Annotated in this window: 29 protein-coding genes and 1 pseudogene; 10 read left to right on the top strand and 20 right to left on the bottom strand. The window is 65.0% G+C overall.

Features of this window, described 5'->3' with window-relative positions:
- Positions 1-6: 6 nt before the first annotated feature.
- The gene (hisH, locus tag DFR40_RS14240) at positions 7-648 is read right to left on the bottom strand and encodes an imidazole glycerol phosphate synthase subunit HisH (protein ID WP_121459165.1); all 642 of its coding nucleotides are present in this window, start codon (positions 646-648) and stop codon (positions 7-9) included.
- On the bottom strand, positions 648-1235 hold the full coding sequence (gene hisB / locus DFR40_RS14235) for an imidazoleglycerol-phosphate dehydratase HisB (protein ID WP_121459164.1): 588 nt from the start codon (positions 1233-1235) through the stop codon (positions 648-650). Before hisB ends, hisH begins: the two co-directional genes overlap by 1 nt.
- 77 nt (positions 1236-1312) lie before the next feature.
- On the opposite strand from hisB, the gene hisC reads away from it, so the two are divergent.
- Entirely contained in the window at positions 1313-2383 is a 1071-nt protein-coding gene (gene hisC / locus DFR40_RS14230; protein WP_121459163.1) for a histidinol-phosphate transaminase, read from the top strand.
- A 32-nt stretch (positions 2384-2415) separates the two neighbouring features.
- Here hisC and DFR40_RS14225 read toward each other — a convergent pair whose 3' ends face one another.
- The 18 genes and pseudogenes from DFR40_RS14225 to DFR40_RS14140 form a co-directional block, all read right to left on the bottom strand.
- Positions 2416-2934 (bottom strand): chromate transporter, encoded by a 519-nt coding sequence (locus tag DFR40_RS14225; protein ID WP_121459162.1) that lies wholly within the window; start codon positions 2932-2934, stop codon positions 2416-2418.
- On the bottom strand, positions 2931-3491 hold the full coding sequence (locus DFR40_RS14220) for a chromate transporter (RefSeq protein WP_121459161.1): 561 nt from the start codon (positions 3489-3491) through the stop codon (positions 2931-2933). The genes DFR40_RS14225 and DFR40_RS14220 overlap by 4 nt, the downstream gene beginning before the upstream one ends.
- Before the next feature lie 26 nt (positions 3492-3517).
- Positions 3518-4822: a histidinol dehydrogenase gene (gene hisD, locus DFR40_RS14215; protein WP_211329810.1), complete on the bottom strand. Its 1305-nt coding sequence runs from the start codon at positions 4820-4822 to the stop codon at positions 3518-3520.
- The gene (gene hisG, locus DFR40_RS14210; protein ID WP_121459160.1) at positions 4823-5467 is read right to left on the bottom strand and encodes an ATP phosphoribosyltransferase; all 645 of its coding nucleotides are present in this window, start codon (positions 5465-5467) and stop codon (positions 4823-4825) included. It abuts the gene before it with no gap.
- Between the two features lie 90 nt (positions 5468-5557).
- Positions 5558-6841: a TRAP transporter large permease gene (locus DFR40_RS14205; protein ID WP_170160236.1), complete on the bottom strand. Its 1284-nt coding sequence runs from the start codon at positions 6839-6841 to the stop codon at positions 5558-5560.
- On the bottom strand, positions 6838-7320 hold the full coding sequence (locus tag DFR40_RS14200) for a TRAP transporter small permease (protein ID WP_121459158.1): 483 nt from the start codon (positions 7318-7320) through the stop codon (positions 6838-6840). The genes DFR40_RS14205 and DFR40_RS14200 overlap by 4 nt, the downstream gene beginning before the upstream one ends.
- Positions 7321-7380: 60 nt before the next feature.
- A complete protein-coding gene (locus DFR40_RS14195) occupies positions 7381-8403 on the bottom strand; it encodes a DctP family TRAP transporter solute-binding subunit (protein WP_121459157.1) in 1023 nt (340 codons plus the stop codon).
- A gap of 128 nt (positions 8404-8531) precedes the next feature.
- Positions 8532-8738 (bottom strand): cold-shock protein, encoded by a 207-nt coding sequence (locus tag DFR40_RS14190; protein ID WP_028994432.1) that lies wholly within the window; start codon positions 8736-8738, stop codon positions 8532-8534.
- A gap of 200 nt (positions 8739-8938) precedes the next feature.
- Positions 8939-10192, bottom strand: coding sequence for a UDP-N-acetylglucosamine 1-carboxyvinyltransferase (gene murA / locus DFR40_RS14185; RefSeq protein ID WP_121459156.1), 1254 nt, complete (start codon positions 10190-10192; stop codon positions 8939-8941).
- Positions 10185-10427 (bottom strand): BolA family protein, encoded by a 243-nt coding sequence (locus tag DFR40_RS14180; RefSeq protein WP_121459155.1) that lies wholly within the window; start codon positions 10425-10427, stop codon positions 10185-10187. The genes murA and DFR40_RS14180 overlap by 8 nt, the downstream gene beginning before the upstream one ends.
- 4 nt (positions 10428-10431) lie before the next feature.
- Positions 10432-11184 (bottom strand): ABC transporter permease, encoded by a 753-nt coding sequence (locus DFR40_RS14175; RefSeq protein WP_121459154.1) that lies wholly within the window; start codon positions 11182-11184, stop codon positions 10432-10434.
- A gap of 29 nt (positions 11185-11213) precedes the next feature.
- Positions 11214-11900 (bottom strand): annotated as a pseudogene (locus tag DFR40_RS14170) (ABC transporter ATP-binding protein); the annotation flags it as partial.
- An 8-nt stretch (positions 11901-11908) separates the two neighbouring features.
- Positions 11909-12190, bottom strand: a complete 282-nt coding sequence (locus DFR40_RS14165; RefSeq protein WP_121459152.1) for an STAS domain-containing protein — start codon at positions 12188-12190, stop codon at positions 11909-11911.
- Complete coding sequence (locus DFR40_RS14160) at positions 12187-12813, bottom strand: MlaC/ttg2D family ABC transporter substrate-binding protein (RefSeq protein WP_121459151.1); 627 nt, start codon at positions 12811-12813, stop codon at positions 12187-12189. The genes DFR40_RS14165 and DFR40_RS14160 overlap by 4 nt, the downstream gene beginning before the upstream one ends.
- A 14-nt stretch (positions 12814-12827) precedes the next feature.
- Positions 12828-13547 carry an MlaA family lipoprotein gene (locus DFR40_RS14155; protein WP_121459150.1) on the bottom strand — a complete coding sequence of 240 codons (720 nt, stop codon included), beginning with the start codon at positions 13545-13547 and terminating at the stop codon, positions 12828-12830.
- Complete coding sequence (gene mlaD / locus DFR40_RS14150) at positions 13544-14014, bottom strand: outer membrane lipid asymmetry maintenance protein MlaD (protein WP_121459149.1); 471 nt, start codon at positions 14012-14014, stop codon at positions 13544-13546. Before mlaD ends, DFR40_RS14155 begins: the two co-directional genes overlap by 4 nt.
- Positions 14011-14805: a lipid asymmetry maintenance ABC transporter permease subunit MlaE gene (mlaE, locus tag DFR40_RS14145; RefSeq protein WP_121459148.1), complete on the bottom strand. Its 795-nt coding sequence runs from the start codon at positions 14803-14805 to the stop codon at positions 14011-14013. Before mlaE ends, mlaD begins: the two co-directional genes overlap by 4 nt.
- Positions 14789-15640 carry an ABC transporter ATP-binding protein gene (locus DFR40_RS14140; RefSeq protein ID WP_121459287.1) on the bottom strand — a complete coding sequence of 284 codons (852 nt, stop codon included), beginning with the start codon at positions 15638-15640 and terminating at the stop codon, positions 14789-14791. The genes mlaE and DFR40_RS14140 overlap by 17 nt, the downstream gene beginning before the upstream one ends.
- 129 nt (positions 15641-15769) lie before the next feature.
- Here DFR40_RS14140 and DFR40_RS14135 point away from each other — a divergent pair, with 129 nt between their 5' ends.
- Genes DFR40_RS14135 through DFR40_RS14095 form a run of 9 tightly spaced genes read left to right on the top strand, consistent with a single transcriptional unit; the run spans position 15770 to position 25308 of the window.
- Positions 15770-17356, top strand: a complete 1587-nt coding sequence (locus DFR40_RS14135) for a pilus (MSHA type) biogenesis protein MshL (protein ID WP_121459147.1) — start codon at positions 15770-15772, stop codon at positions 17354-17356.
- A gap of 1 nt (position 17357) precedes the next feature.
- Positions 17358-17804, top strand: coding sequence for a tetratricopeptide repeat protein (locus tag DFR40_RS14130; protein ID WP_170160234.1), 447 nt, complete (start codon positions 17358-17360; stop codon positions 17802-17804).
- Complete coding sequence (locus DFR40_RS14125; protein WP_121459145.1) at positions 17801-19456, top strand: GspE/PulE family protein; 1656 nt, start codon at positions 17801-17803, stop codon at positions 19454-19456. Before DFR40_RS14130 ends, DFR40_RS14125 begins: the two co-directional genes overlap by 4 nt.
- Positions 19456-20643 (top strand): type II secretion system F family protein, encoded by a 1188-nt coding sequence (locus DFR40_RS14120; protein ID WP_121459144.1) that lies wholly within the window; start codon positions 19456-19458, stop codon positions 20641-20643. Before DFR40_RS14125 ends, DFR40_RS14120 begins: the two co-directional genes overlap by 1 nt.
- On the top strand, positions 20640-21932 hold the full coding sequence (locus DFR40_RS14115) for a hypothetical protein (RefSeq protein WP_121459143.1): 1293 nt from the start codon (positions 20640-20642) through the stop codon (positions 21930-21932). Before DFR40_RS14120 ends, DFR40_RS14115 begins: the two co-directional genes overlap by 4 nt.
- On the top strand, positions 21929-22429 hold the full coding sequence (locus tag DFR40_RS14110) for a hypothetical protein (protein WP_121459142.1): 501 nt from the start codon (positions 21929-21931) through the stop codon (positions 22427-22429). The genes DFR40_RS14115 and DFR40_RS14110 overlap by 4 nt, the downstream gene beginning before the upstream one ends.
- A complete protein-coding gene (locus DFR40_RS14105; protein ID WP_121459141.1) occupies positions 22429-22728 on the top strand; it encodes a hypothetical protein in 300 nt (99 codons plus the stop codon). Before DFR40_RS14110 ends, DFR40_RS14105 begins: the two co-directional genes overlap by 1 nt.
- A complete protein-coding gene (locus DFR40_RS14100; RefSeq protein WP_147431342.1) occupies positions 22725-24638 on the top strand; it encodes a hypothetical protein in 1914 nt (637 codons plus the stop codon). Before DFR40_RS14105 ends, DFR40_RS14100 begins: the two co-directional genes overlap by 4 nt.
- A complete protein-coding gene (locus tag DFR40_RS14095) occupies positions 24619-25308 on the top strand; it encodes a type II secretion system protein (protein ID WP_121459139.1) in 690 nt (229 codons plus the stop codon). The genes DFR40_RS14100 and DFR40_RS14095 overlap by 20 nt, the downstream gene beginning before the upstream one ends.
- The last annotated feature ends 4 nt before the right edge of the window (positions 25309-25312 follow it).

Here is a 25312-nt window from a genome sequence, read left to right as displayed (position 1 = left end):
CGCGAATCACGGGCGCCATTCGACGAAATTCTTCAGGAGCTGCAGGCCGTCGCGGGCGCTTTTCTCGGGGTGGAACTGGACCGCGAAGATATTATCCCGCGCCACCGCACAGGTAAAGGGCAGGCCGTAGTCGGTGGTGCCGGCGGTCAGCGCCGGATCGATATCCTGCACGCAGTAGCTGTGCACGAAGTAGAAGCGGGCGCCATCGGCGATCCCCGCCCACAGCGCGTGCGGCCGCTGGCGGACCTCGTTCCAGCCCATGTGCGGCACCTTCAGGCGCAGGCCGTCGGCACCGACCATGCGGGCTTCCGGGAAACGCCGGACGACGCCGGGGAAAACGCCGAGGCCGGCGACATCGCCTTCTTCGCTGCGCTCGAACAACATCTGTTCGCCAACGCAGATACCGAGGAAGGGCTTCTCGCGGGCGGCCTGCAACACCGCCTCGCGCAGGCCGCGGGCATCGAGCTCGCGCATGCAGTCGGGCATCGCCCCCTGGCCGGGGAAGACGACACGCTCGGCGGCGGCAACCACTGCCGGATCGGCGGTGACGACGACGGTGGCGCCTGCGGCAACATGCTCGACCGCCTTGGCGGCCGAGCGCAGATTGCCCATGCCGTAGTCGATGACGGCGATCGTCCGGCCAGCCATCACAGCGTGCCCTTGGTCGACGGCATGCAGCCGGCCATCCGCGCATCCGGCGTCACCGCCATGCGCAGCGCCCGGCCGAAGGCCTTGAACACGGTCTCGGCCTGGTGGTGCGCGTTCTTGCCGCGCAGGTTGTCGATGTGCAGCGTCATGCCGGCGTGATTGACCAGACCGTGGAAGAATTCGGAGACCAGATCGACGTCGAACTGACCGATCGCGGCGCGCACGAAATCGACATTGAACTCGAGTCCGGGACGGCCGGACAGGTCGATGACGACGCGCGACAGCGCCTCGTCGAGCGGCACGTAGCTGTGGCCGTAGCGGGTCAGTCCCTTCTTGTCGCCCCAGGCCTTCGCCAGCGCCTGACCGAGCGTGATGCCGATGTCCTCGACGGTGTGATGCGCGTCGATGTGCAGGTCGCCCTTGGCGTCGATGTCGAGGTCGATCAGGCCGTGCCGGGCAATCTGGTCGAGCATGTGATCGAGGAAGGGAACGCCGGTGGCGAACTTGCCCTGGCCGCTGCCATCGAGGTTGAGCTTGACGGTGATCTGGGTTTCCAGGGTATTGCGAGTGACTTCGGCTTGCCGCATGGACTTGGCTAAAAATCGTTGGAACGGAGGGGCATGATACCATTTCGCCTCATTTTTACGCCTTCCGTGAATAGCCGATGAGCCGCTTCTGGAGCCAGGTCGCCCGCGACCTCACCCCCTACGTCCCGGGCGAACAGCCCAAGATCGCCAACCTGATCAAGCTCAATACCAACGAGCATCCCTGCCCGCCGTCGCCGCGGGTGGTCGAGGCGATCCGCGCCGAACTCGGCGACGACGGCGCCCGCCTGCGCCTCTACCCGGACCCCAACGCCGACCTGCTCAAGCAGGCGATCGCCGCGCGCCACGGCGTGACGACGCGCGAGGTCTTCGTCGGCAACGGTTCCGACGAGGTACTGGCGCACGCTTTCCAGGCGCTGCTCAAGCACGACGCACCGCTCCTCTTCCCGGACATCACCTACAGCTTCTACCCGGTGTACTGCGGACTCTACGGCGTCGACCACGTCGCCGTGCCGCTCGCCGCCGACTTCTCGATCAATCCGGCCGACTACTGCGGGGTCGCCAACGGCGGCATCCTGATCGCCAACCCGAACGCCCCGACCGGCCGCCTGCTGCCGCTCGCCGCGATCGAACGCATCGTCGCCGCCAACCCCGATTCGGTGGTGCTCGTCGACGAGGCCTACGTCGATTTCGGCGGCACCAGCGCGATCCCGCTGACCCAGCGCCACGACAACCTGCTGGTCGTGCACACGCTGTCCAAGTCGCGCTCGCTGGCCGGGCTGCGGGTCGGCTTCGCGGTCGGCCATCCGGACCTGATCGAGGCGCTGGAGCGGGTCAAGAACAGTTTCAACTCCTACCCGCTCGACCGCCTGGCGATCGTCGGGGCCGTCGCCGCGATCGAGGACGAAGCCTATTTCCAGCAGTGCTGCGCCGCGGTCGTCGCCACCCGCGAGGCGCTCAGCGCCGACCTGGGCGGCCTGGGTTTCGAGGTCCTGCCGTCCGCCGCCAACTTCATCTTCGCCCGCCACCCCGGGCACGACGCCGGCGAACTAGCCAGGGCGCTGCGCGAACGCAACATCATCGTCCGCCACTTCAAGCTGCCGCGCATCGACCAGTTCCTGCGCATCACCATCGGCAGCGACGCCGAATGCCGCGCCCTGAGCGAGGCGCTGCGGACGATCCTGGCCTGAATTGACGGTCGACCGCGAAAAACGGTCAAAAATCAGACCAGACCGAGGGCGCCGAGCAACGCTCCGGCGCCGATCAGCCACAGCGGATGCAGCTTCGTCTTCAGGCAGACGACAACGACCGTGGCGACCAGCGCCAGGCCGGACCAGCCCAGCCCGGCCGCCTGCGCGATCAGCGTCGCCCCGGAAAAGATCAGGCCGACCGCCAGCGGTGCCACGCCAAGGCTGACAGCCTGCTGCCAGCGACGGCCGGCAAAGCTCTCCCAGCGGTCGATCAGCAGGTAGATGAGGACGCTCATCGGCAGGCACATCGCCAGCGTCGTCGCCAGCGCCCCGGCCAGCCCGGCAACCTTCCAGCCGATCAGCGTCACCACCAGCACGTTCGGGCCGGGCGCCGCCTGCGCGATGGCGTAGAGATGGGTGAAGGTGGTGTCGTCCAGCCAGCCGTGCTCGACGACGACAACCCGGTGCATTTCCGGGAGCAGCGCGGTGGCACCGCCGAAGGCCACGAACGACAGCACGGCGAACTCGACGAACAGCGCAAGCACGATCATCGCCGCGGCCCCAGACGCCACCAGGCAAGCCCGCCGGAGAGGACGAGGCCGCCGAGCATGATCCACAGCATCGGCCAGCGCAGGCCGGCAATCCCGAGCACGACCAGCGCCGAGAACGGCAGGAACAGCGCCTTGTCGCGCAGTGCCGCGCCCATCCGCCAGGCCATTGCGAAGAGCAGGCCGGCACCGGCAGCGGCGACGCCACGCAGCATCGACTGGGCCAGCGGCAGTTCACCATAGCGGTCGTAAAGCAGCGCCAGCAGCAGGACGATGACCAGCGGCCCGGCAAGCAGCCCGAGCGGCGCGACGATGGCCCCGGCCAGCCCGGCCTGGCGCTTGCCGACGACCACCGCCAGGTTGACCACGTTCGGCCCGGGCAGGAACTGGCAGAGGCCGAGCTGGGCGTTGAATTCCTCGGCGCTCAGCCAGCGCCGCTGCTCGACCAGCATGCGCCGGGCGAAAGGCAGCACGCCGCCGAAGCCGGACAGGCCGACCGACGAGAAGGCGAAAAAAAGCGCCCGGAGATCCGGGCGCTGGGGATTTTGCGGGTAATCCACGGTCGACCGCAGAATTTGCCGAAAAATCAGTCGGCCAGCCGGAACTCGGCCGACTTGGCATGCGCCGGCAGGCCCTCGCCGTGCGCCAGCGTGGACGCGATGCGGCCCAGCGTCTGCGCGCCGGCCGGCGATACCTTGATCAGGCTGGTCCGCTTCTGGAAGTCGTAAACCCCGAGCGGCGACGAGAAACGCGCCGAGCCGGAGGTCGGCAGCACGTGGTTCGGCCCGGCACAGTAATCGCCGAGCGATTCCGAGGTGTAGTGGCCGATGAAGATGGCGCCGGCGTGGTGGATCTTTTCCACCCATGGGTCCGGGTTGTCGAGCGCCAGTTCGAGGTGTTCCGGCGCGACGCGGTTGGCGATGGCAATCGCCTCGTCCATGTCGCGCACCAGGATGAAAGCGCCGCGGTTGCTCAGCGAGGTACGGATCACTTCCTGACGCGGCATCGTCGGCAGCAGCTTCTCGATGCTCGCCTGGACGCGCTCGATGAAGGCGGCGTCGGTACAGATCAGGATCGATTGCGCCAGTTCGTCGTGCTCGGCCTGAGAGAACAGGTCCATCGCCACCCAGTCGGGGTTGCCGGTACCGTCCGAGACGACCAGGATTTCCGACGGGCCGGCGACCATGTCGATGCCGACGATGCCGAACACCCGGCGCTTGGCCGTCGCCACGTAGGCATTGCCCGGGCCGACGATCTTGTCCACCTGCGGTACGCTCTCGGTGCCATAGGCCAGCGCGCCGACCGCCTGCGCGCCGCCGATGGTGAACACGCGGTCGACGCCGGCCAGGCAGGCGGCCGCCAGCACCAGCTGGTTGTGCTCGCCACCCGGAGTCGGCACGACCATGATCAGTTCCTTGACACCGGCCACCTTGGCCGGGATCGCGTTCATCAACACCGACGACGGATACGCCGCCTTGCCGCCCGGCACGTAGAGGCCGACGCGGTCGAGCGGGGTGATCATCTGGCCGAGCAGGGTGCCGTCGGCCTCGGTGTAGGACCAGCCGTCGAGCCGCTGCATCTCGTGGTAGGCGCGCACGCGGCCGGCTGCCGCTTCGAGCGCGGCGCGGCGCTCGGCGGGCAGTCCGGCGAGCGCCTTTTCCAGTTCGTCGCGCGACAGTTCGAGATCGGCCATCGAGGCAGCGGAAAGGCGGTCGAAGCGGTTGCTGTAGTCGACCACGGCGGCATCGCCGCGCGTCTTGACGTCGGCCAGGATGGCGGCGACGGTGCGTTCGATGTTGTCGTCGGCGGCTGCCTCGAAGGCGAGCAGCGTCTTCAATTTTGCCGAAAAATCGGTGTCGACCGTGGACAAACGCTGGATGGCTATCGTCATTTACTTCTCCACCGCCTGCGCGAAGGCGTCGATGATCGGCTGCAGGATGTCGCGCTTGACCTTGAGCGCCGCCTGGTTGACCACCAGGCGCGAGGAAATGTCGAGGATGTGCTCGACGGCGACCAGCTTGTTGGCCTTGAGCGTGCCGCCGGTCGACACCAGATCGACGATGGCATCGGCCAGACCGGCCAGCGGCGCCAGTTCCATCGAGCCGTAGAGCTTGATCAGGTCGACGTGCACGCCCTTGGCGGCGAAGTGCTCGCGCGCCGTCTTGATGTATTTCGAGGCGACCTTGAGCCGGGCGCCCTGGCGCACCGCATTGGCGTAGTCGAAACCTTCGGGCACGGCGACCATCATCCGGCACTTGGCGATGTTCAGGTCGAGCGGCGCATAGAGGCCGTCGCCGCCGTGCTCGATCAGCACGTCCTTGCCGGCGACACCGATGTCGGCCGCGCCGTACTGGACGTAGGTCGGCACATCGGTGGCGCGAACGATGACGACGCGCACGTTCGGCTGGTTGGTCTCGATGATCAGCTTCCGGGAGGTCTCCGGATTCTCGGCCGGGACGATACCCGCCGCCGCCAGCAGCGGCAGGGTTTCGTCGAAGATGCGGCCCTTCGAGAGGGCGATGGTGATGGTCGTCACGGGGATTCAGCCTGAAGACAAAGAGCGCATTTTACCGCAAGCGCCCGCCGCCCCGGCCGCGACGCGCGCAATCGGGGCGATAAAGCGCGCCTACAGGTAACCGAGGTGACGCGGCAGCCACAGTGCCAGTTCCGGCACGAAGGTGACGAGCAGCACCGTCGATCCCATCGCCAGCACCATCCACAGCACCCAGCGTAGCGTGCTGTCCATGCCGATGCCGGCCATCCGGCAGGTGACCATCAGGTTGACGCCCATCGGCGGCGTGAACTGACCGAGCGCCAGGTTCATCGTGATGATCACGCCGAACCACACCAGATCCCACTGGAAGTGCATGGCGATCGGCACCAGCAGCGGCAGGAAGATGAAGTAGATCGAGATGGCGTCGAGGAACATGCCGGCGACCAGCAGCAGCCCCTGGATCATCAGCAGCATGCCGGTTTCGCTCAGCCCGGTGCCGAGCACCGTCTGCGCCAGCCGGTCGAAGGTGCTCAGCGTCGAACTGGCCCAGGCGAAGACACTGGCCAGGGCGATGATGATCATGATCACCGAGGAAATCTCGGCGGCTTCGACGAAGACTTTCCAGATGTCGTTCCAGCCGAGCTGGCGATTGATCACGGTGCCGACGAAGATGCCGTAGAAGACGGCGACGACGGCCGCTTCGGTCGGCGTGAACAGGCCGCTGCGCATGCCGCCGAGGATGATCACCGGCGCCGCCAGCCCCCACGCCGCTTCGCGCAGGCTCTGCCAGAACGGCGGCCGCGCCGCGCTGACGTCAGCCTCGAAGCCGTTGCGCACCGACAACCACCAGGCCATCAGGATCAGCGCGACGCCGACCAGGATGCCGGGAATGATGCCGGCCGCGAACAGCGCCGGCACCGACGCCGCCGGCACCAGCAGGCTGTAGATGATCAACGCGATCGACGGCGGGATCAGGATGCCGGTCGAACCGGCGGAGGCGATCACCGAAGCGGTGAAGGCGCGCGGGTAGCCGGCCTTGAGCATCGACGGCAGCATCACCGCCCCGACCGCCGCCGAATCGGCCGGCCCGGAACCGGATATGCCGCCCATGATCATCGCCACCAGGACGGCGACGATGGCCAGACTGCCGCGGCGCTGGCCGACGATGGCCGAAACGAAGCGGACGATGCCGGCGGCGACGCCGGCGCGCTCGAAGATCAGCCCGGCGATGACGAAGACCGGGATGGCCATCAGCGGATACTTGGCGACACCGGTATAGACGTTGGTCGGCAGCGACAGCATGCCGAAGTCGGCAACCGCAACGACGGCGACGCCGGCCAGGCCCATGGCGACGGCGATCGGCACGCCGGCCAGCATCAGCGTCAGGAACAGCCCGAAGAGCAGCCAGTCCATCATTTCTCACCCCGCAGCAGCAGGACCAGGACGCGCAGCGCGATCAGCAGCGAGAGCAGCGGCAGCCAGATCGTGTACCACCATTGCGGCACGCCGAGCGACGGCGAGGTGACTTCGAAGGTGTAGTCATCCCAGGCCATCCGCGCACCGTACCAGGCGAGCAGGCCGAACATCAGCAGGCTGCAGGCCATCGAAAAACGGTAGGCGGCCGCCTTCAGCCGCGGTCCGCGGGCGACCAGATAGTCGATGGCGATGTGATGGCCGGTCTTGAAGGCGTGCGAGGCACCGACCAGGGTCATGATCACCAGCAAGGCGACCGAAACCTCTTCGGTGAAGGCAAACGAATAATCGGTGAAGTACCGGACGACGACGTTGGCCATCGTCAGGCCGCAGAGCAGCGCCATCGAGGCGCCCATCAGGAAACGCTCGAGACGCGCGAGCGTCAGCTTGCCGCCGTCGGCGGCCGGATCGAAGTCAGACATGGAGGCTTTACAAACGAAAAGCCACGCCGACGCGGGCCGGCGTGGCGCAAGGGAGGAAAATCAGCGCTTGGCGATCGCGGCTTCGGCCTTCTTCACCAGATCGGCGCCTATCGTCTTCGCCCACTTGTCGTACACCGGGCGCGTCGCCTTGACGAAAGCTTCGCGCTGCTCGGGCGTCAGATGGGTGACGGTGACGCCGGAGGCCTCGATCTGCTTGAGTACCGCGTTGTCGCTGCCGGCGATGCCCTTGCGTGCCTTGTCGACGTTCTCGCGTCCGGCCTGCAGCGCCGCCTGGCGAACCGCCTCGCGGTCGGCCGGCGTCCAGCTGTTCCAGACCTGGCGGTTGACCACGAAGATCAGCGGATCGGCGACGTAGTGCCAAAGCGTCAGGTGCTTCTGGCCGACGTTGGTCAGCTTGGCGGCAACGAACACCGAGAGCGGGTTTTCCTGGCCGTCGACAGCGCCGGAAGCCAGCGCCGGCTGGGCATCGGCCCAACTCATCTGGGTCGGGTTGGCGCCGAGCGCGGTGAAGGTCTCGTTGTACAGCGGCGACCCGACGACGCGGAACTTCATGCCCTTCATGTCGGCTGGCGAAGTGATCGCCCGCTTCGAGTTCGACATCTCGCGGAAGCCGTTCTCACCCCAGGCCAGCGGCACGACGTCGCCGCGCTTGTCGAGGATGGTGAACAGGTCCTTGCCGACCTCGCCCTGGGTCAGCGCGTCCATCGCCTTGTAGTCAGGCATCAGGAAGGGCAGCGAGAAGAGGTTGAGTTCCTTGATCTGCGGCGACCAGTTGATCGTCGAGCCGATCGACATGTCGATGACGCCCTGGCGGATCGCGGTGAACTCGCGGGTCTGTTCGCCGCCGACCAGCGAATTGCCGGAATACAGCTTGATGTTGATGCGGCCCTGGGTTTTTTCGCGGACCAGTTCGATCCAGCGCTCGCCGGCCTGGCCCCAGGCAAAGGCCGGGCCGAGGGTCGTGGACAGACGGTATTCGGCACGGTAGGTCTGGGCCTGGGCGACACCGGCAGCAAGCAGGGCGGCGGTCATCGCGGCAGCGACAAAGGTTCTGCGCAGCATGAATCTCTCTCCTCTGGTTTTTTGGGTTGGGGCACCAATTATGGGCGCAGCCCATGCCAGGCGCAACCGCCCGTAGACGCAAAAAAGCCCGGCGAACCGGGCTTTCTCATACAGGCGCAAGCGCTGGCTTATTCGGCCGGGCGGATGTTGGCAGCCTGCTTGCCCTTCGGGCCATTGACGACGTCGAAGGTCACCTTCTGGTTTTCGGCCAGGGTCTTGAAACCGTTGCCTTGAATCGCGGAGAAGTGAGCGAAGAGGTCTTCACCACCTTCGGACGGGGAGATGAAACCAAAACCCTTGGAGTCGTTGAACCACTTGACGGTACCAGTTGCCATTTATAGCTTCCTTGGAAAAGATTGAAAAAAACCGAGAATCAAGACCGAGGAGCTGACAAACCGAAATCGGTGCAGGAACAACACACTGCCTGGAAATCCCGTGGCCGCAGTATGCGACAGACGACGAATAAAGCAAAGCATTTTTCCGGCTTTTTTACGGTCGACCGTAAAAAAGCCCGGAATTCATGCCTGAAACAACATCAGCGGACCCGCTCGACGCTGGCGCCGAGCGCCGCCAGTTTCTGCTCGATCCGCTCGTAGCCGCGATCGAGATGGTAGATGCGGTCGATCAGCGTCTCGCCCTGTGCAACCAGGCCGGCAATGATCAGCGAGGCCGAGGCGCGCAGGTCGGTAGCCATCACCGTCGCCCCCTGCAACTGACCGACGCCGCGAACGATCGCGTTGTTGCCCTCGATCTGGATGCTGGCCCCGAGGCGCATCAGCTCATTGACGTGCATGAAGCGGTTCTCGAAGATCGTCTCGCGGATCGTCGCAACGCCATCGGCAACGCAGTTCATGGCCATGAACTGCGCCTGCATGTCGGTCGGAAAAGCCGGGTACGGCGCCGTGCGCAGGCTGACCGACTTGAGTCTGGCCGGCGCCGTCAGACGGATCGCATCGCGCTCGACGACGACGTCGCAACCGGCATCCATCAGCTTGTCCACGACCGAATCGAGGTAGGCAGCGGAAGTCTTCGTCAGGCGGACATCGCCACCGGTCACGGCGGCTGCGCAGAGATAGGTGCCGGTTTCGATGCGGTCCGGCATGATCGCATGGCGGGCACCGTGCAACCTGTCCACACCCTGGATGCGGATGATGTCGGTGCCGGCACCGGAAATCCGGGCGCCCATGGCAATCAGGCAGTTGGCCAGATCGACGACCTCCGGTTCACGGGCGGCATTTTCGATGATCGTCTCGCCATCAGCCAGACAGGCCGCCATCATCAGGTTCTCGGTACCGGTGACGGTCACCATGTCGGTGCAGATGCGCGCGCCCTTGAGGCGGGTTGCGCGAGCATGGACATAGCCCTGCTCGACGGTGACTTCGGCGCCCATCGCCTGCAACCCCTTGATATGCTGGTCCACCGGACGGGCGCCGATGGCGCAACCGCCGGGCAGCGACACCCGGGCCTCGCCACAGCGGGCAACCAGCGGGCCGAGCACGAGGATGGATGCACGCATCGTCTTGACCATCTCGTAGGAAGCGACCGGGTTGTTCAGCCCGCTTCCATCGAGGGTCAGGCCATCCTCGCCGGCGCGGCGGACACCGATCCCCATGTCGCCAAGCAGGCGGAGCATCGTCGAGATGTCGTTGAGTTGCGGCACATTCACCAACTCGAGCGGGTCCGCGGAGAGCAGCGAGGCGCAGAGGATCGGCAGCGCCGCATTCTTGGCTCCGGACATGGCGACTTCGCCCTTGAGGACGCTACCGCCCCGGATCAACAGTTTATCCACGCTGGGCGCTCCATTCTTCGGGGGTCAGGGTCTTGAACGAGAGGGCGTGCAACTCGCCGGTCGCCAGCTTGTCCTTGAGCGTTGCGTAGACGCGCTGCTGGCGCTGGACGCGATTCTTGCCAGCGAATTCGGCGCTGACCACGACAGCCTCGAAATGCTGGCCGTCGCCATCGAGCTCGAGGTAATCGCAGGCCATGCCAGCGAGGATGAGTTGCTTTATCTGTTCGGGGTGCATGCTTTCAGTTTCTCAATTTCCAGCCCCGCTTGAGCAGCAGCAGGGTCAACACGCTGACTGCGGCGAGGCTGGCGGCGACGACCGCCAGGCTGAGCGCCGGCGCCACGTCGGAAACGCCGAAAAAGCCGTAACGGAAGCCGTCGATCATGTAAAAGACGGGATTGTAATGGGACAAGCGCTGCCAGAATGCAGGCAGTGTGTAAATCGAATAGAAGACACCGGAGAGCATCGTCAGCGGCATGATCAGAAAGTTCTGGAAGGCCGCCAACTGGTCGAATTTCTCGACCCAGATCCCGGCGACAACGCCCAGCGCACCGAACAGGGCCCCGCTGAGCACGGCAAAGGCGAGTATCCAGCCCGGCGCCACGACCTGCAGATCAACGAACCAGACAGTCACCAACAGCACGCCGACACCGACCATCAGGCCGCGCAGCAACGCCGCCAGCACATAGGCAGCAAAAAAGGCGCTGTACGGCAGCGGCGGCAACAGCACGAACACGATCGAGCCCGTGATTTTTGCCTGGATCAGGCTCGACGACGAATTGGCGAAAGCGTTCTGCAGGACCTGCATCATCACCAGCCCGGGAATCAGGAAGCTGGTGTAGCCGACTCCGTGCACCTGGACATGATCCTCGAGCACATGACCGAAAATGAGCAGGTAAAGCATCGCCGTCAGCACCGGGGCGGCAACCGTCTGGAAGGCAACCTTCCAGAATCGCAGCACTTCCTTGTAGAACAGCGTCCAGAAACCGATCATCGCCGCATCGTCCGCATGAACACTTCTTCCAGCGATGCACCGGGATGCGCCGCCATCAGGTTGGCCGTGCTATCGAGCGCCACCACTTGCCCCTGCTTCATCAACGCGATCCGGTGACAAAGCGCCTCGGCCTCTTCCAGGTAGTGCGTCGTCAGGATGATCGTATGCCCCTCGCCATTGAGACGGCGAATGAACTGCCACAAGCCTTGCCGCAATTCGACATCGACCCCGGCCGTCGGTTCGTCGAGGACGATCACCGGCGGCTTGTGCACCAGCGCCTGGGCAACCAGCACCCGACGCTTCATGCCCCCGGACAGGCCACGCATGTTGGCCTCGGCCTTCCCTGCAAGGTCGAGATGATGGAGGATTTCATCGATCCAGTCATCGTTGCGGCGAATACCGAAATAACCGGACTGGATGCGCAGCGTTTCACGAACACTGAAAAAGGGATCGAAGACCAGTTCCTGAGGAACCACACCGAGCAGGCGCCGGGCTTCGCGGAAATCGGCCTGGACATCATGCCCGAGCACCGCAACACGCCCGGCATCCGGGCGGGACAATCCTGCCAGACAGGAAATCAGCGTCGTCTTGCCTGCCCCATTCGGCCCCAGCAGACCGAAAAACTCCCCCTGGGCGATGTCGAGGGATACCCCGGCCAGCGCTTTCAGCGAGCCGAATGTCTTGACGACATCGACAATGGATACGGCAGGCGTCATCGGGCCAATCAGGCCTGCGGCAGCAGTTCGGCTGTGCCGTAGAGCTCGGCAAGTGAGAGGACGCCGGCGGGAATCCCGGCAAAACGGACTTGGGCACCGACTGTCGGCGCATGGCGGAGCCAGCCAAGCATCACGGCCACGGCAGACGAGTCGGCCTCATCGACCGCACTCAGGTCAAACACCTGCTCGCCGGCGACCATCAGGGCACAACCGCTCTCGAACAAGGCACGGGCGTTGTCGGTCACCATCGCAGAGTGCACGCTAAGCCGGCCAGCCGCCCTTTCGATCATTTGCGTGCGGTCTTGGCGGCAGCTGCCGCCTCGAGGGACTTGTTCTTCGTTGCTAGGCTGGCGATCAAGCCGTCGATGCCGCCGTCGCGGACCTCGCGGGCGAACTGCTCACGGTAATTGGTGACCAGGCTGATACCGGCAACGACCACATCGTAGACTTTCCACTTGCCATCGGCGAGCTCAAGCCAGTAATCGATCTGGACCGGCTGCGCCCCGGGCTGCACAACCTCGGAACGGACCAGCACCTCGCTCTCGCCATCCTTCATCCTGAACGGCTTGAAGACGATGCGCTGGTTGCTGTAACCAGTCAGGGCATTCGAATAGGTGCGCACCAGCAACATCTTGAATTCTTCGGCGAGACGGCTCTTCTGGGCCGGCGTCGCCGAACGCCAGTCGCGACCGACCGCAAGCGAGGTCATGCGCTGGAAATTGAAGTGCGGTAACACCTTGGCATCGACCAAGGCAACGATCTTCTGCATGTCACCATTGCGAATATCCTTGTCAGCGCGGACGATCTCGAGCACTTCGTCGGAAACCCTCTTGACCAGGGCATCTGGCGCCTCCGAGGCAAAGGCGGCGCAGGAAAGCAGGCAGAAGGAAACAAAAGCGAACAGTCTTTTCATCGGAACTTGATCCGTTAGTCGTCGAGACGCGGCGGCCGACCGTCGTGAATCAGATTGCGGCGACGCTGCAGGTAGGCGTCGCGGATATAAGCATACTTGTCGAGCGCAGCTTCCTCGACCACCTTGTCGGCCGGCAGCAGGCCGGCTCGGATATCGACGAAACGCAGCACAGCGGTACCGATGCGAACCGACTCCGGACGCACGAAGGTGACCGGGTCGGCCATCGTATCAACCGCCCACCCAGCCGTATCGCGGGCTGTACGGGGACCGATCACCGGGAAGAAGAAATAGGGACCATCGCCTACGCCCCAGACCGCCATGGTCTGGCCGAAATCCTCGTTATAGCGCTCGAGCCCCATTTCGCTGGCGACATCGAACAGGCCAAAAATACCGACGGTGGAATTGATCAGCAGGCGGGCGACACCGGTGCCAGCCTCGGCAGGCTTCCCCTGCATCGCATTGTTGGCGCCGACCCAGACCTCACCGACATTGCCGAAGAAATTGCCGAAACTGGCCTTGACCGGCAGCGGCACGGCAGCATCGTAAGCCTGGGCAACCGGACGCGCGGCATATTTATCGAGCGTCTCGTTCGCCGAGAACATTGCCCGGTTGAAGCCTTCGTAGGGATCACGCGGGTTTTCCCCGGCCGTCGCCTGACCGGCCAGCGCAACCGCACCGCCGACCACCAGCAGGCGAACGAGTCGCCGAATCGAGAATCCTGCCGTCACTGTCATTTGCTATCCTGTCCTTCAGCCGCCTTGTTGAAGAGGAATTGGCTAATCAGCTTTTCCAAGACCACGGCCGATTGGGTCATCTTCACGGTATCTCCCGGCTGCAGCATCTTTTCATCGCCGCCGACATCAAACCCGATGTACTGCTCGCCCAGCAAACCTGCCGTATAAATCGAAGCGAAAGTGTCGCGCGGGAACTTGTAGCGCCCATCGACGTTCATCGTCACCACCGCCTGGTAGCTCTCCGGATCGAACCGGATATCAGATATCCGACCTACCAGCACGCCGGCACTCTTCACCGGACCACGCACCTTCAGGCCGCCGATGTTATCAAACTTGGCTTGCAGGACATAGGTTTCGGACAGGTGCGCTGCGGAAAGATTGCCCACCTTGAGCGCCAAAAACAACACTGCGGCCAGACCCAGTGCAACAAAAAAGCCGACCCACAGGTCGAGAACGGTACGGTTCATGAGTTACCTCGGAACATGAACGAAGTGAGAATGAAATCCAGGGCAAGTATTGTCATTGCCGAGGTCACCACGGTGCGCGTGATGGCTCGCGACACGCCCTCTGCCGTCGGCACCGAATCGTAGCCCTCGAAAACAGCGATGAGCGAGACTGCGAACCCGAAGACGACGCTCTTGATGATCCCATTGAGGATGTCATAGCGAAAATCCACGCTCGACTGCATCTGTGACCAGAAAGCACCGTCGTCCACGCCAATGAAGACGACGCCGATCAGCCAGCCACCAAAGACCCCCATCGCCGAGAACATCGCAGCCAGCAAGGGCATCGAGATGACGCCGCCCCAGAAACGCGGCGCCACGACGCGGGCAATCGGATTGACCGCCATCATATCCATCGCCTTCAACTGCTCGGTTGTCTTCATCAGGCCGATTTCTGCAGTGATCGACGAACCGGCGCGCGAAGCGAAGAGCAGACCGGCGACGACAGGACCGAGTTCACGAACCAGCGACAGCGCGACGAGAATACCCAGCGCCTCCGTTGAACCATAACGCGCGAGCGTTTCATAGCCCTGAAGACCAAGCACCAAGCCGACAAACAAGCCCGAAACCAGAATGATCAGCAGCGACAGCACCCCGCTGAAATAGATTTCGCGCAAAGTCAGCGGCAAACGACGGAATGCGGTCCCGGAGTGGGCCAGAATGGCAAAGAAGAATCGGGTGGCAAATCCGAGGCGCCAGATCTTGTCCACCACTCCATGCCCCAGACTGCGCACCAACTCAAGCGGTCCCGGCATGACGACCTCCCCGCAGAAAATCCTCGCTCACCGGCGGTGCCGGATAATCAAAATGCACGGGACCATCGGGCTCTGCATGCACGAACTGATGAACGAAAGGATCACGGGACGCACGAATCTCGTCCGGGGTTCCCTCCGCCACAACCCGGCCACCATTCAGGAAATAAATGTAATCGACGATCAGCAGCGACTCCTGGATATCATGGGTAACCATGATCGAGGTTGCCCCGAGCGCGTCGTTGAGCGTCCGGATGAGGCGCCCGATGACCCCCAGTGCAATCGGGTCCAGGCCGGTAAACGGCTCGTCGTACATGATCAGCATCGGATCCAGGGCAATCGCCCGGGCCAGTGCGACGCGACGAGCCATGCCACCGGACAGCGAGGCCGGCATCAGTGCATGCGCACCACGCAAGCCGACGGCCTCCAGCTTCATCAGCACCAGGTCACGAATCATCTCTTCGGGAATGTCCGTGTGTTCGCGCAAAGGGAAGGCCACGTTTTCGAACACGCTGAGATCCGTAAACAAGGCACCGAACTGGAACAGCATGCCCATGCGTCGACGCAAGCGATAGAGATCGGCTTCGGACATCGCGCTGACAACGCTTTCACCCAAGCGGACGTGGCCACCAGTTGGCCTTAGCTGCCCGCCGATGCAACGGAGCAGTGTGGTTTTGCCACATCCGGAGCCGCCCATGATCGCGACGACCTTGCCACGGGGAATCCTCATGTTGATTCCCTGCAGCACCGGCCGCCCGTCGTAGTTGAAGTGTAGGTCTTGAATATCGACCAGGATGTCGTCCGACAACGCCTGCTTCCCAGAAAAAGACAGCCGCATTCTAACAGAAGCGTCCGCACTCCTCTCCGGAACAGAGTCACATCGCAAGCAAAAAGAAAAGATGACAAATAGGTTAAATGCTAATAGCATCACAATGTCGCGCACCATGGATACGAGATGCCTCGATATATGCTGCTCCTGCTGACACTGACATTCGCCCTCCTGGCCTGCGGCACCCCCACCCCGCGCCCACCAGCGCGCGGCCATCTGCAAGGCAGCGGAGCGGCCATCATCCCGCCCATCGTCACCGAACTGGCGAGCGCGGACACAGGTACGACAACGCCAGGAAAAAGCGAAGCACGGTACAGCGTCAACGTAGACCGCATCCCAGTACGCGACTTGTTATTCGCTCTGGCCCGTGATGCTGCACTTGAAATCGACATTGCACCGGGAGTGAGCGGCACCGTCACCCTGAACGCCAAACAGCAAACCCTTCCCGCCCTGCTCGAGAGAATCTCCAGGCAGGCCCCGCTACGTTTCGAATTTGCCAACGGCTACCTGCAGATATTGCCCGACACGCCCTATCTCAGGCATTACGCGGTTGACTACCCGAACCTCGGACGAACCGTCAGCGCCTCGGTTGCCAACAACATGCAGATCGGCGCCGCCGGCACCGGCAACGCCGCATCTGGCAGCCTGTCGAGCACCCGCATCGACAACACCAGCCAGCACAGGTTCTGGGAAAGCCTGGAGAAAAACCTGAAGACACTTCTGGCAGGAAGCACCTTGGCTGACGACGCCAAAAAGGACGAGCACTCGACCGAAAACCCCGGAAAAAATCTGATCGTCAATGCCGAAGCCGGACTGGTCTCGGCTTTTGCCAGCGACCGCGAGCACCGGCGTATCCGTGCGTTCCTCGACCGCCTCAGCAATGCCGTACGCAGGCAGGTTCTAATCGAAGCGACAATCATCGAGGTCGCCTTGAGCGAAGGCCATGAACAGGGCATCGACTGGAGTTCGATGATCGGCGGCGGCCTTTTCGAACTTGCCGGCAATCCGCTGAAGAACAGCGTGAATCTGCGCTACAACCGCGGCGACAATCCGCGGGCGCTGATCAACCTGCTGCAGCGCTTCGGCACCAGCAAGGTACTTTCCAGCCCTCGACTCTCGGTCCTCAACAACCAGTCGGCGATTCTCAAGGTTGTCGAGAACTACGTCTATTTCAGCGTCAAAGCCGACACGACAACCACCGCCAACGTTGGCACGACCGTCACTTACACGACAACACCGCAAACGGTTTCCGTCGGACTGGTGCTTGGCGTCACGCCGCAAATCGCCGCAGATGACTCAGTCGTCCTCAACATCCGGCCAACCATCACCAGCATCGGCAGGGAAGTGCCTGACCCCAACCCCGATCTGCGACGTAACGGCATCGAGAACCTCGTGCCAATGATCCGCACCCGCGAAATCGAATCGGTGATGCGCGTTGCCAATGGCCAGATTGCGGTTCTCGGCGGCCTGATGGAAGACCGCATCGACTACCAGACCGCCCGTGTGCCATTGCTCGGCGAATTGCCGATCGCTGGCGAAGCCTTCAACAACCGCAACAACCGGGCCCAGAAAACCGAACTCGTCATCTTCCTGCGCCCTCTGGTCATCAAGGAGGCCAGCCTGCAGGGGGATTACGCCGGATTTGCAGAGCATCTGCCGGATGCCGGCTTTTTCGTGCCACCCAGACATGCGCTGCCGTTCCCCTCGCTGCAAACCGAGCCCTGACATGACACGGCAAACACTGACCCGCCTCCTGCTGGCCATCCTCTCAGCGCCGACAACGGCAGTCGCCGCCGAGCCGACCCAAGCCTTCGTCGACCTGGCAATCAAGCAATCGATGTCCAGCGAGGACCGGGAAAGCCAACTGCGCCAACTGGCTGACGAGCACCCCGGCGACGCTCGCCCGCATTTCGAACTGGGCAACCTGCTGGCCCAGCAGCGACGCTGGCCGGAAGCACGCGCCGCTTACACCAGGGCGCTGGCAGCGGGCGGCCAGCGCCACCCGGAGATCCACTACAACCTTGGCGTTGCCTTCGACCATCTTGAACAACGCCCGACAGCGCTGCTGAGCTACCAGGCCGCCCTGCAGGCAGCAACAAACGTCAGCCGCCATCTGCTGCCTCTTGCCGAGTTGCGCAGACGGATCGCCGAACTGGAGCATGCCGGACCATGACGCGCCAACTACTCGGCCGCTCCCTGATCGACGCCGGCATGATCAACGAAGATCAACTACGGATCGCACTCGTCGAACAACAGAAACGCCGGCAACCCCTCGGCATCCTGCTTCACACGCTGGGCTTCGCCGGCGAAAAAGGGATCAGCGACGTCCTTGCCGACCAACTTGGCTACACGCGCTTCGACCCGCTGCGCCACCCGGTGGACGCGGCTGCCGTTCGCCTGATCCCTGCCCAGATCGCAAGGCGTCACCGTTTGCTCCCGGTATCACTCGATCCGCAGGGCCGCCGCTGGCAACTGGCCATGGCTGCCCCCGGAGACGGCCAGGCCCTCGACAACGTGCGGGCACACACGCCGGCAGGGCTGAAAACCGAAATCCTGCTGGCCAGCCAGGCCGAAATCGAACAAGCCATCGACCTCCACTACGGTTACGAACTGGCGATCGACGGGATCATCGACGAATTCGAGGGCAAGAGCCCAAGCGCCCCCCACGGTGGCGATTCGCCGGCGGTCCGGCTGGTCGATGCGCTACTCGCCGACGCCGTCCGACGCCAGGCCTCCGACATCCACTTCGAACCGGAAAACGCCGGCCTGCGCATTCGCTACCGCGTCGACGGCATCCTCGAAACCGTCCGCATCCTGCACAAATCGACCTGGCCTGGACTGGCCGGCCGGATCAAGATCCTCGCCGGCATGAACATCGCCGAAACCCGCTCGCCTCAAGATGGCCACCTGAGCCAGCAAGTCGCTGGCCGGCACATCGATTTCCGGGCCGCCAGCCAGCCGACCATTCACGGCGAAAACATCGTCCTGCGGATACTCGATCGCCAGAAGGGCATCGTTCCTCTCGCGAGCCTGGGCCTCGAGCCAGCCCAGCAGACACTGCTCGAGCGCATGAGCGATCGTCCGGAAGGACTGCTCCTGGTCACCGGACCAACCGGCAGCGGCAAGACCACGACCTTGTACTCGCTGCTCAACCGGCTCAATCACGACGGCGTGCACATCATGACGCTGGAAGACCCGGTCGAATACCCGCTGCCCCTGCTCAGGCAGACTTCGCTCTCGGAAAGCGTCAAGCTTGATTTCGCCAGCGGCGTCCGCTCGATGTTGAGGCAGGATCCGGACATCATCCTGATCGGCGAAATCCGCGACGCCGAAACTGCCGCAATGGCGCTCAGGGCGGCGCTGACCGGGCACCGGGTCTTCGCCACGCTGCACGCGGGCAGTGCGTTGGCAGCGATTTCCCGCCTGCGCGAACTGGGCATCGAAACGCAAAGACTGCATGGCAACCTGACCGGGATCGTCGCCCAGCGCCTGGTCCGCCGCCTTTGCCGCGACTGCCGGAGCAGCCGACCGGCCACCGCGGCCGAATCGACGCTGCTCGGCGACGAGCGGGTCGCCGTCGCGGTCGGCTGTCCGCACTGCCGGGGCCATGGCTACCGCGGCCGGCTCGCCTTGCTCGAGACGCTGAGCATCGACCCCGAACTCGATCTCCTGCTTGCCGGCGGCGCCACACCACCCACCTTGCACGCCGCAGCCGTCGCCCGGGGATTCAACAGTCTGCGCGACAACGCGCTGCAGCGGGTACGCAACGGCGACACCACGCTCGACGAAGCGGCGCGCGCCGTCGACATCGGAAACTGGCACTGATGCTGTACCGATTCAAAGCCATCAACGCAGACCTGGAGGTTGTTTCCGGGCAATCCGAAGCGACCGGTCTCGACGACCTCGAGCGCAGCCTGCAGCGCAGCGGTCTAGAGTTGCTCCGGGCCAGCCCCCGGAAGCAGCGCATGCAACCACCGTCGCGCCGCGAGCTGATCGATTTCTGCTTTCATGTCGAACAACTGCTGACTGCCGGCATTCCCCTGATCGAAGCCATCGAGGATCTCGCCGAGAATGGCGAAGGACGCCACTGGCGGGCGCGCTGCCGGCGCATCGCCACGGCGCTGGCCGCCGGGCAGCCCCTATCGGACGCGCTGCAGACCGAAGCTGCCGGCATCGACCCGGTCTTCACCGGCGTCATCCGCGCCGGTGAACTCAGCGGACAACTACCGGAGACCCTGAAACGACTGGGCACGACGCTGCGCCAGGAGGAAACCCTCGCCGCCGGCACGCGCAAACTGCTGCTCTATCCGGCGGTTGCCGGGACCCTGGTGCTCGGCACGGCCGCCTTCCTGATGTTCTTCCTCGTCCCGCAGATCCGTACCTTTCTGGGCGAAACCGGCCTGCCATTGCCACCCCACACCCGCCTGTTGTTCGCCACCGCCGACCTGCTTGCCGGATACTGGCCCTGGCTGCTCGCACTCCCGGCCCTGTTGTTGCCGGCGCTGCACCTGGCCATTCGCCACAGCCCGGACCTGGCCCGCCTGCGCGACAGCTGGCTGCTCAAGCTGCCGCTGACCGGCGGCATCTATCGCAAGCTGCTGGTCACCCGCCAGGCCGAACTGCTGGCCTTGCTCTACACGACCGGCATTCCCTTGCTCGAGGCACTGGCCGCATTGCAGCCGACGACGCGCAACCGGATCGTCGGCGCCGCGCTGGCCGACATCCACCGCTCGGTCGAACAGGGCAGCACGCTCGCCGACGCCTTCGCCCGCCACGCCATCTATCCCCCCCTGCTCGTGCGCATGCTGCAGATCGGCGAGCGGACCGGCCGGCTCGACCAGACCCTGAACAACATCGCCCGCCGTTACGAGGGCGAAGCCGCAGACGCCCTGGCTGCAGTACAAACACTGATCGAACCGGCCCTGACCCTGATCATTGGCCTGCTGCTTGGCTGGATCATGCTGGCGACCATGCAGCCGATCTACGGCATCATCGGCCAGGCCGGCAAATGAGCGCGACCTGTCGCCTCCAGCTCGAACCGGGGCAACTGACAGCCTGGCTGTGGCGACGCGGCCAGCTCGAAGCCTGCGGCAGCTTCCCGGAAACGCCGGCCGGATTTGCTGATTTTTCGCGTTTTCTGGCCGTCGACCGTCAAAGGCGCCATCTGCTGCTGGTCAACCGCGAAGAAGAGACTTATCACACCGAAAAACTGCCCCGGCTGCCGCATCGCGAGCTACGCCAGCTACTGGCCGCACGCAGCCGCCGGCTCTTTCCCGATACGCCATGGCACTGCGCCGTGCCTGGCCCACATGACAGCAAGGGCACGCACAGCGCCAGCCTGATGGCCCTGCACGACGACCAAGCACTAAGACACTGGCTGACCTGCATCGAGCAGGCGTCGGCCAGCCTCGCCGGCCTCTACAGCCTGCCCCAGTTGCTGCCCGCGCTGCTCCACAGGCACCAGCACCGGGCAAGCCAGGCCCTGGTCATCAGCCAGCACCGACAAGCCACGCGCATCACGCTGCTCGAAGGCCGCCGAGTCGCCGCCTCGCGCCTCTACCGCCTCCCGCTCGAACCGGTTGGCGAGGAATTCTGCCGCGACTTCCTGGCCCTCGGCAGCCGCGATCCATCAGGCCGACAGCTACCGCCGCTCTATCTGATCGGCGCCGACACCTGGATCGCCGATCAGCCCCTGCGCGCATTCGCCACCTGCCTGACGACGAGCGACGACAGCGCCCGGGCGCTGCTCGCCCTGCCCGACCGCCACTGGCCACAGCACCAGTTTTCCGCCGCCGCAGCCCGCCAGGCCCGGCAGTTGCGCTGGCTACACCGGGCCACCGCCGCAGTCGCGCTGACCGCGCTGGCACTGAGCGCCGGCCAGTGGTCGACCATCGTCCCGACGCAGCAGGCCATCGAGCGCGAGCGAGGACGACTGTCGACCGCCGAGGCCGCACTGGAGAAACTGCACCGTGAAGACGGCGCATCCGCCCCGAGTGCCGCCCAACTGGCCACCGTTGCCGGGCAGCTGCTTCGGCGTCGCGATGCCTTCGCCGACGCTCTCGGGCACTTGGCCAGCGCCCTCGAGGCGCTACCGGAAATCCGGCTTGAGGGCATTGAATGGCAAGCGCCTGCCGAGCCCTCCGGGACACCGACGCTCGCCGTCATCGGCCATGGCATCGACGACGAGGTGGCGACGCACCTGCGCAAACGCCTGAACGAACCCGGACCGCAAGCCACGGGCAACGGCAGCCCGCCGCCGGCCGAATTCCTGTTCAAGCAAGCTGGCGCAGGACAGCGATGAAACCGATCGCCCCCCTTGCACCGGCCCTGCGCCGGCCATTGATCAACGCCCTGGCAATCTCGCTGGCCTGCCTGCTGACCTTGGCCGGCACCGCCCTCCACCAGTCCCGGCTACAAGCCGAGCTTGCCAGGCTGCAGCTGGCCGTCCAGCAACTCGAGCAAGCCAGGAGCGCAGCCACCAAAGCCGCCGACGAGACCCGCCAGCACCTTGCCAGCCTTGGCAACGCCGGGCCCATGGCAATCCCCGTCGGGATCCTGCCGGCCGGGGCCGGGGGCGGCGTTCTCGAGCCATGCGGTGACAGCGCAAGTCCCTGGGAAAGACGCTGCGCCCGAATCCAGCTGACAACCCGGCATGAACTGCCCTTGCTGGAAGCACTGGCCCGCTGGCACGCCCTCTCGCCCGGACAGCACCAGCTGGAAGCCTGCCGCATCGTACGCGGCGACGACGGCCTGGACAGCGACTGCCGCCTCGTCCATCTGCGCCTGCGCGATCGGTGATGAGAATCCTGGCACTGCTCCCCCTGCTGTTCGGCCCGCACTGCCTGGCCGAAGCCCTGAGCGGGCGCCTCTTCTTCACACCGGAAGAACGTCGCCTGATCGACCAAAAGGCGCAAGCCGACCGACCGCCGGGCCGTCTCGACGGACTGGTCAGCGGCCCGGACGGTCAGCAGACGACATGGATCGATGGCAAGGTGCGTGGCGGCCAGGCGGCGCGACTTGCCGTCGGCGACAGCCCACGGCAACCGCTGCTGCCGCCAGGCAGCCTGCACATCGAAGCAGGCCCGGGGCGCCGATGACCCCGCGGCCAACTCGCTACCGGCGCGGCATTGCACTTCCCGTGCTGCTTTTCGTCATCCTGCTCGGCGGCGGCCTGGCACTGGGCCTCGGCAGTGCCGGCACGCCCATCCGGGCAGATCGGTCGCAACAGACCAGCAAGACACTCGCCGCCGCCCGCGCGGCGCTGATCGGTCGCGCCGTCAATGACGACAACCGTCCCGGCAGCCTGCCCTGCCCGGACCTGGTGACCGACAACGCCGGCCTGTCCAACCTGCCCGGCGACGGCAAGGCTGACCTGCTCACCCGCAACCGGTGCCCCAGCCAGCTCGGACGCCTGCCCTGGATCACCCTGGCCACACCCAGGGCAGTCGACATGGCGAACGAGGTCCTCTGGTACGTCGTCGCCCCGGGTTTGCGCGACGACGACAGCGCCATACCGGTCAACAGCGACACCCCGACCGGCCTCAGCCTGAACGGGGAGCCGGAAATCGCAGCCCTGCTGATCACCGCTGCCGCGCCGCGGCCGGGCCAGTCCAGGCCGTCGCAAAACGCTGGCGATTACCTTGAAGGCCGGCTCAATGGCACCGCCCCCTACGACTATCAAACCACGACAGATACCGGCGAAACGATCAGTGCCATCACCCGCAACCAGCTTTTCGCTGCCGTCGAACAGCGCGTCGCCCACAGCATCCGTCACTGCCTTGGCGCCCATGCCCGCCAGAGCGGGACTTTTCCCTGGCCAGCGCCGCTCGCCGCCAGCGATCGCCAGGGCAGGGAAGGCGCGCGCTTCGGCCGGATCCCGCTGACCCAGCCGAGCGCCGGTATCGCCCGCCGCATCGTCGCAACGGCCGCGGCCATCACCACGCAGGCCGACCATCTGCGTGCAGCCAGCCCGACCGAACAAGCGGCTGCGCTCGCCGACCTGGCCGACGGAGCAAGCTGGGCCGCCAACCTCCTTGACCAACTCGGCCGCATCAGTGCCGAGACACAGGCGCTGGCAGATAGCGCGAGCGGCCTGTTGAACAAGCTGCAAAGCCTCGTTGAAGCCGCCGCGGCCAATGATCGCATCGCTCGCAGCGAAGGCGAGAGCATCCGAGCCGGCGCGGACTCGGCACTGCTGACGGTCGACCGCCTTGCCGAGGCATTTTTGCGCTATGGCCTGGACTTCCACCAGGACGGCACGGGCACCCGGCAATCGCTGCTTGCCGCGCAGACCTCACTGCAGCAGCAGGCGGAGGTCTTCGCCCGGCTCGACACCGCCAACCCGCGCCCGGTTCAACGCGACCTCGTTGCCCCGGCCCGGGCCGTTGGCGCCGCCAGCGCCGACTGCAACCGGCTGACCCACGAGATCAGCCAGCTGGCCGGCGAGCTGACCACCCAGACCAAGGAGCGCCTGCTGCTTGCCCAGGGGCTGCAGACCACCATCGACGGGCGCGACGGCGCGATCGCCGCACTTGATGAATGGCAGCGCAAACCCAGCCCGGAAAACCGTTTGCGGGCCGACCAGGCGATTGCTGCCAGCCTCGACGGCAGCAATCGCCTGGCCACCGGGCTCGACACACTGGCCACGCTTCCCGGCGACGAAGCCGGTACCGCCTGGCCCATGGTCTGGGCATCCAGACACTGCGCTTTCATCAGCGACGAAACCGGCTGGTGGCAAGTCAACCGCTGGGCCGAGCTGATTTTCTACCAGGCATCGGACCCGCTCGATCCGTCGCGAAAAACCCTGCAAATCGGCGGTCGACCGTCACAGTCACTGATCGTCGTCAGCGCCGGCGGCAAATTGGCCCATCAGCAGCGCCCCGGCGGCCGTATTGCCGATTACCTGGAAGCCGGCAACGCCGATCCGTCACGCGACGGCGAAGCCCGCAACCCGATCGCCCGATTCGACTATCCGGCAGGTGCAGGCAATGACCAGCTGGCTTACTGAATACCGCGGCCAGGCCGGTTTCTCCTTGCTCGAACTGAGCATCACCCTGATCGTCTTCGCCCTGCTGGCCGGCTCGCTGCTCGGCCAGCTGCCCGCCCAGCGCCAAATCGCCGACGAACAACGAGCCCGCAGGCAACTCGACGAAGCCCTGGAAGCCCTCTACGGCTTCGCGATCACCCACGGTCGCCTGCCCTGCCCGGCCACCCCCGAACTCGCCAGCGACGCTGCCGAAGCCGGCCACGAGGCCTGCCCGCGCGAACACGGCACGCTACCGTGGCGGACGCTGGCATTGCCGGAACTCGACCCCTGGGGCCAGCGTTTCAGCTATCACGCAAAAAACAGCTTCACCGCGGTTCTGTCCGGTGGCGCCCGCGCCAGTTTCACGCTGGAAAGCGTGGGCACTGCCAATGTCAGGCCTGCCGCTACCGTCGGCAACCGGCTTGCCGATGCGCTGCCGGCGGTCGTCGTCTGTCACGGCCGCAACGGCGCCGGCGGCTACCGCAGCAGCGGCAGCCAGGTGCCAGCCGGCAATCCGGACGAAGCCGAAAACGCCGACGCCGACCTGATTTTCGTCGACCGCCTGCCCGATCCCGGCTACGACGACCTGCTCGCCTGGATCGTTCCCGGCCTGCTCAACGCCCGGATGCTGGCGGCCGGCCGCCTGCCCTGATTTT

The organism is Azonexus fungiphilus (assembly GCF_003634965.1).
Classification (GTDB): domain Bacteria; phylum Pseudomonadota; class Gammaproteobacteria; order Burkholderiales; family Rhodocyclaceae; genus Azonexus; species Azonexus fungiphilus.
Note: the sequence above shows the minus strand (reverse complement) of the source record. Positions and strands in the feature narration are given on the sequence as shown.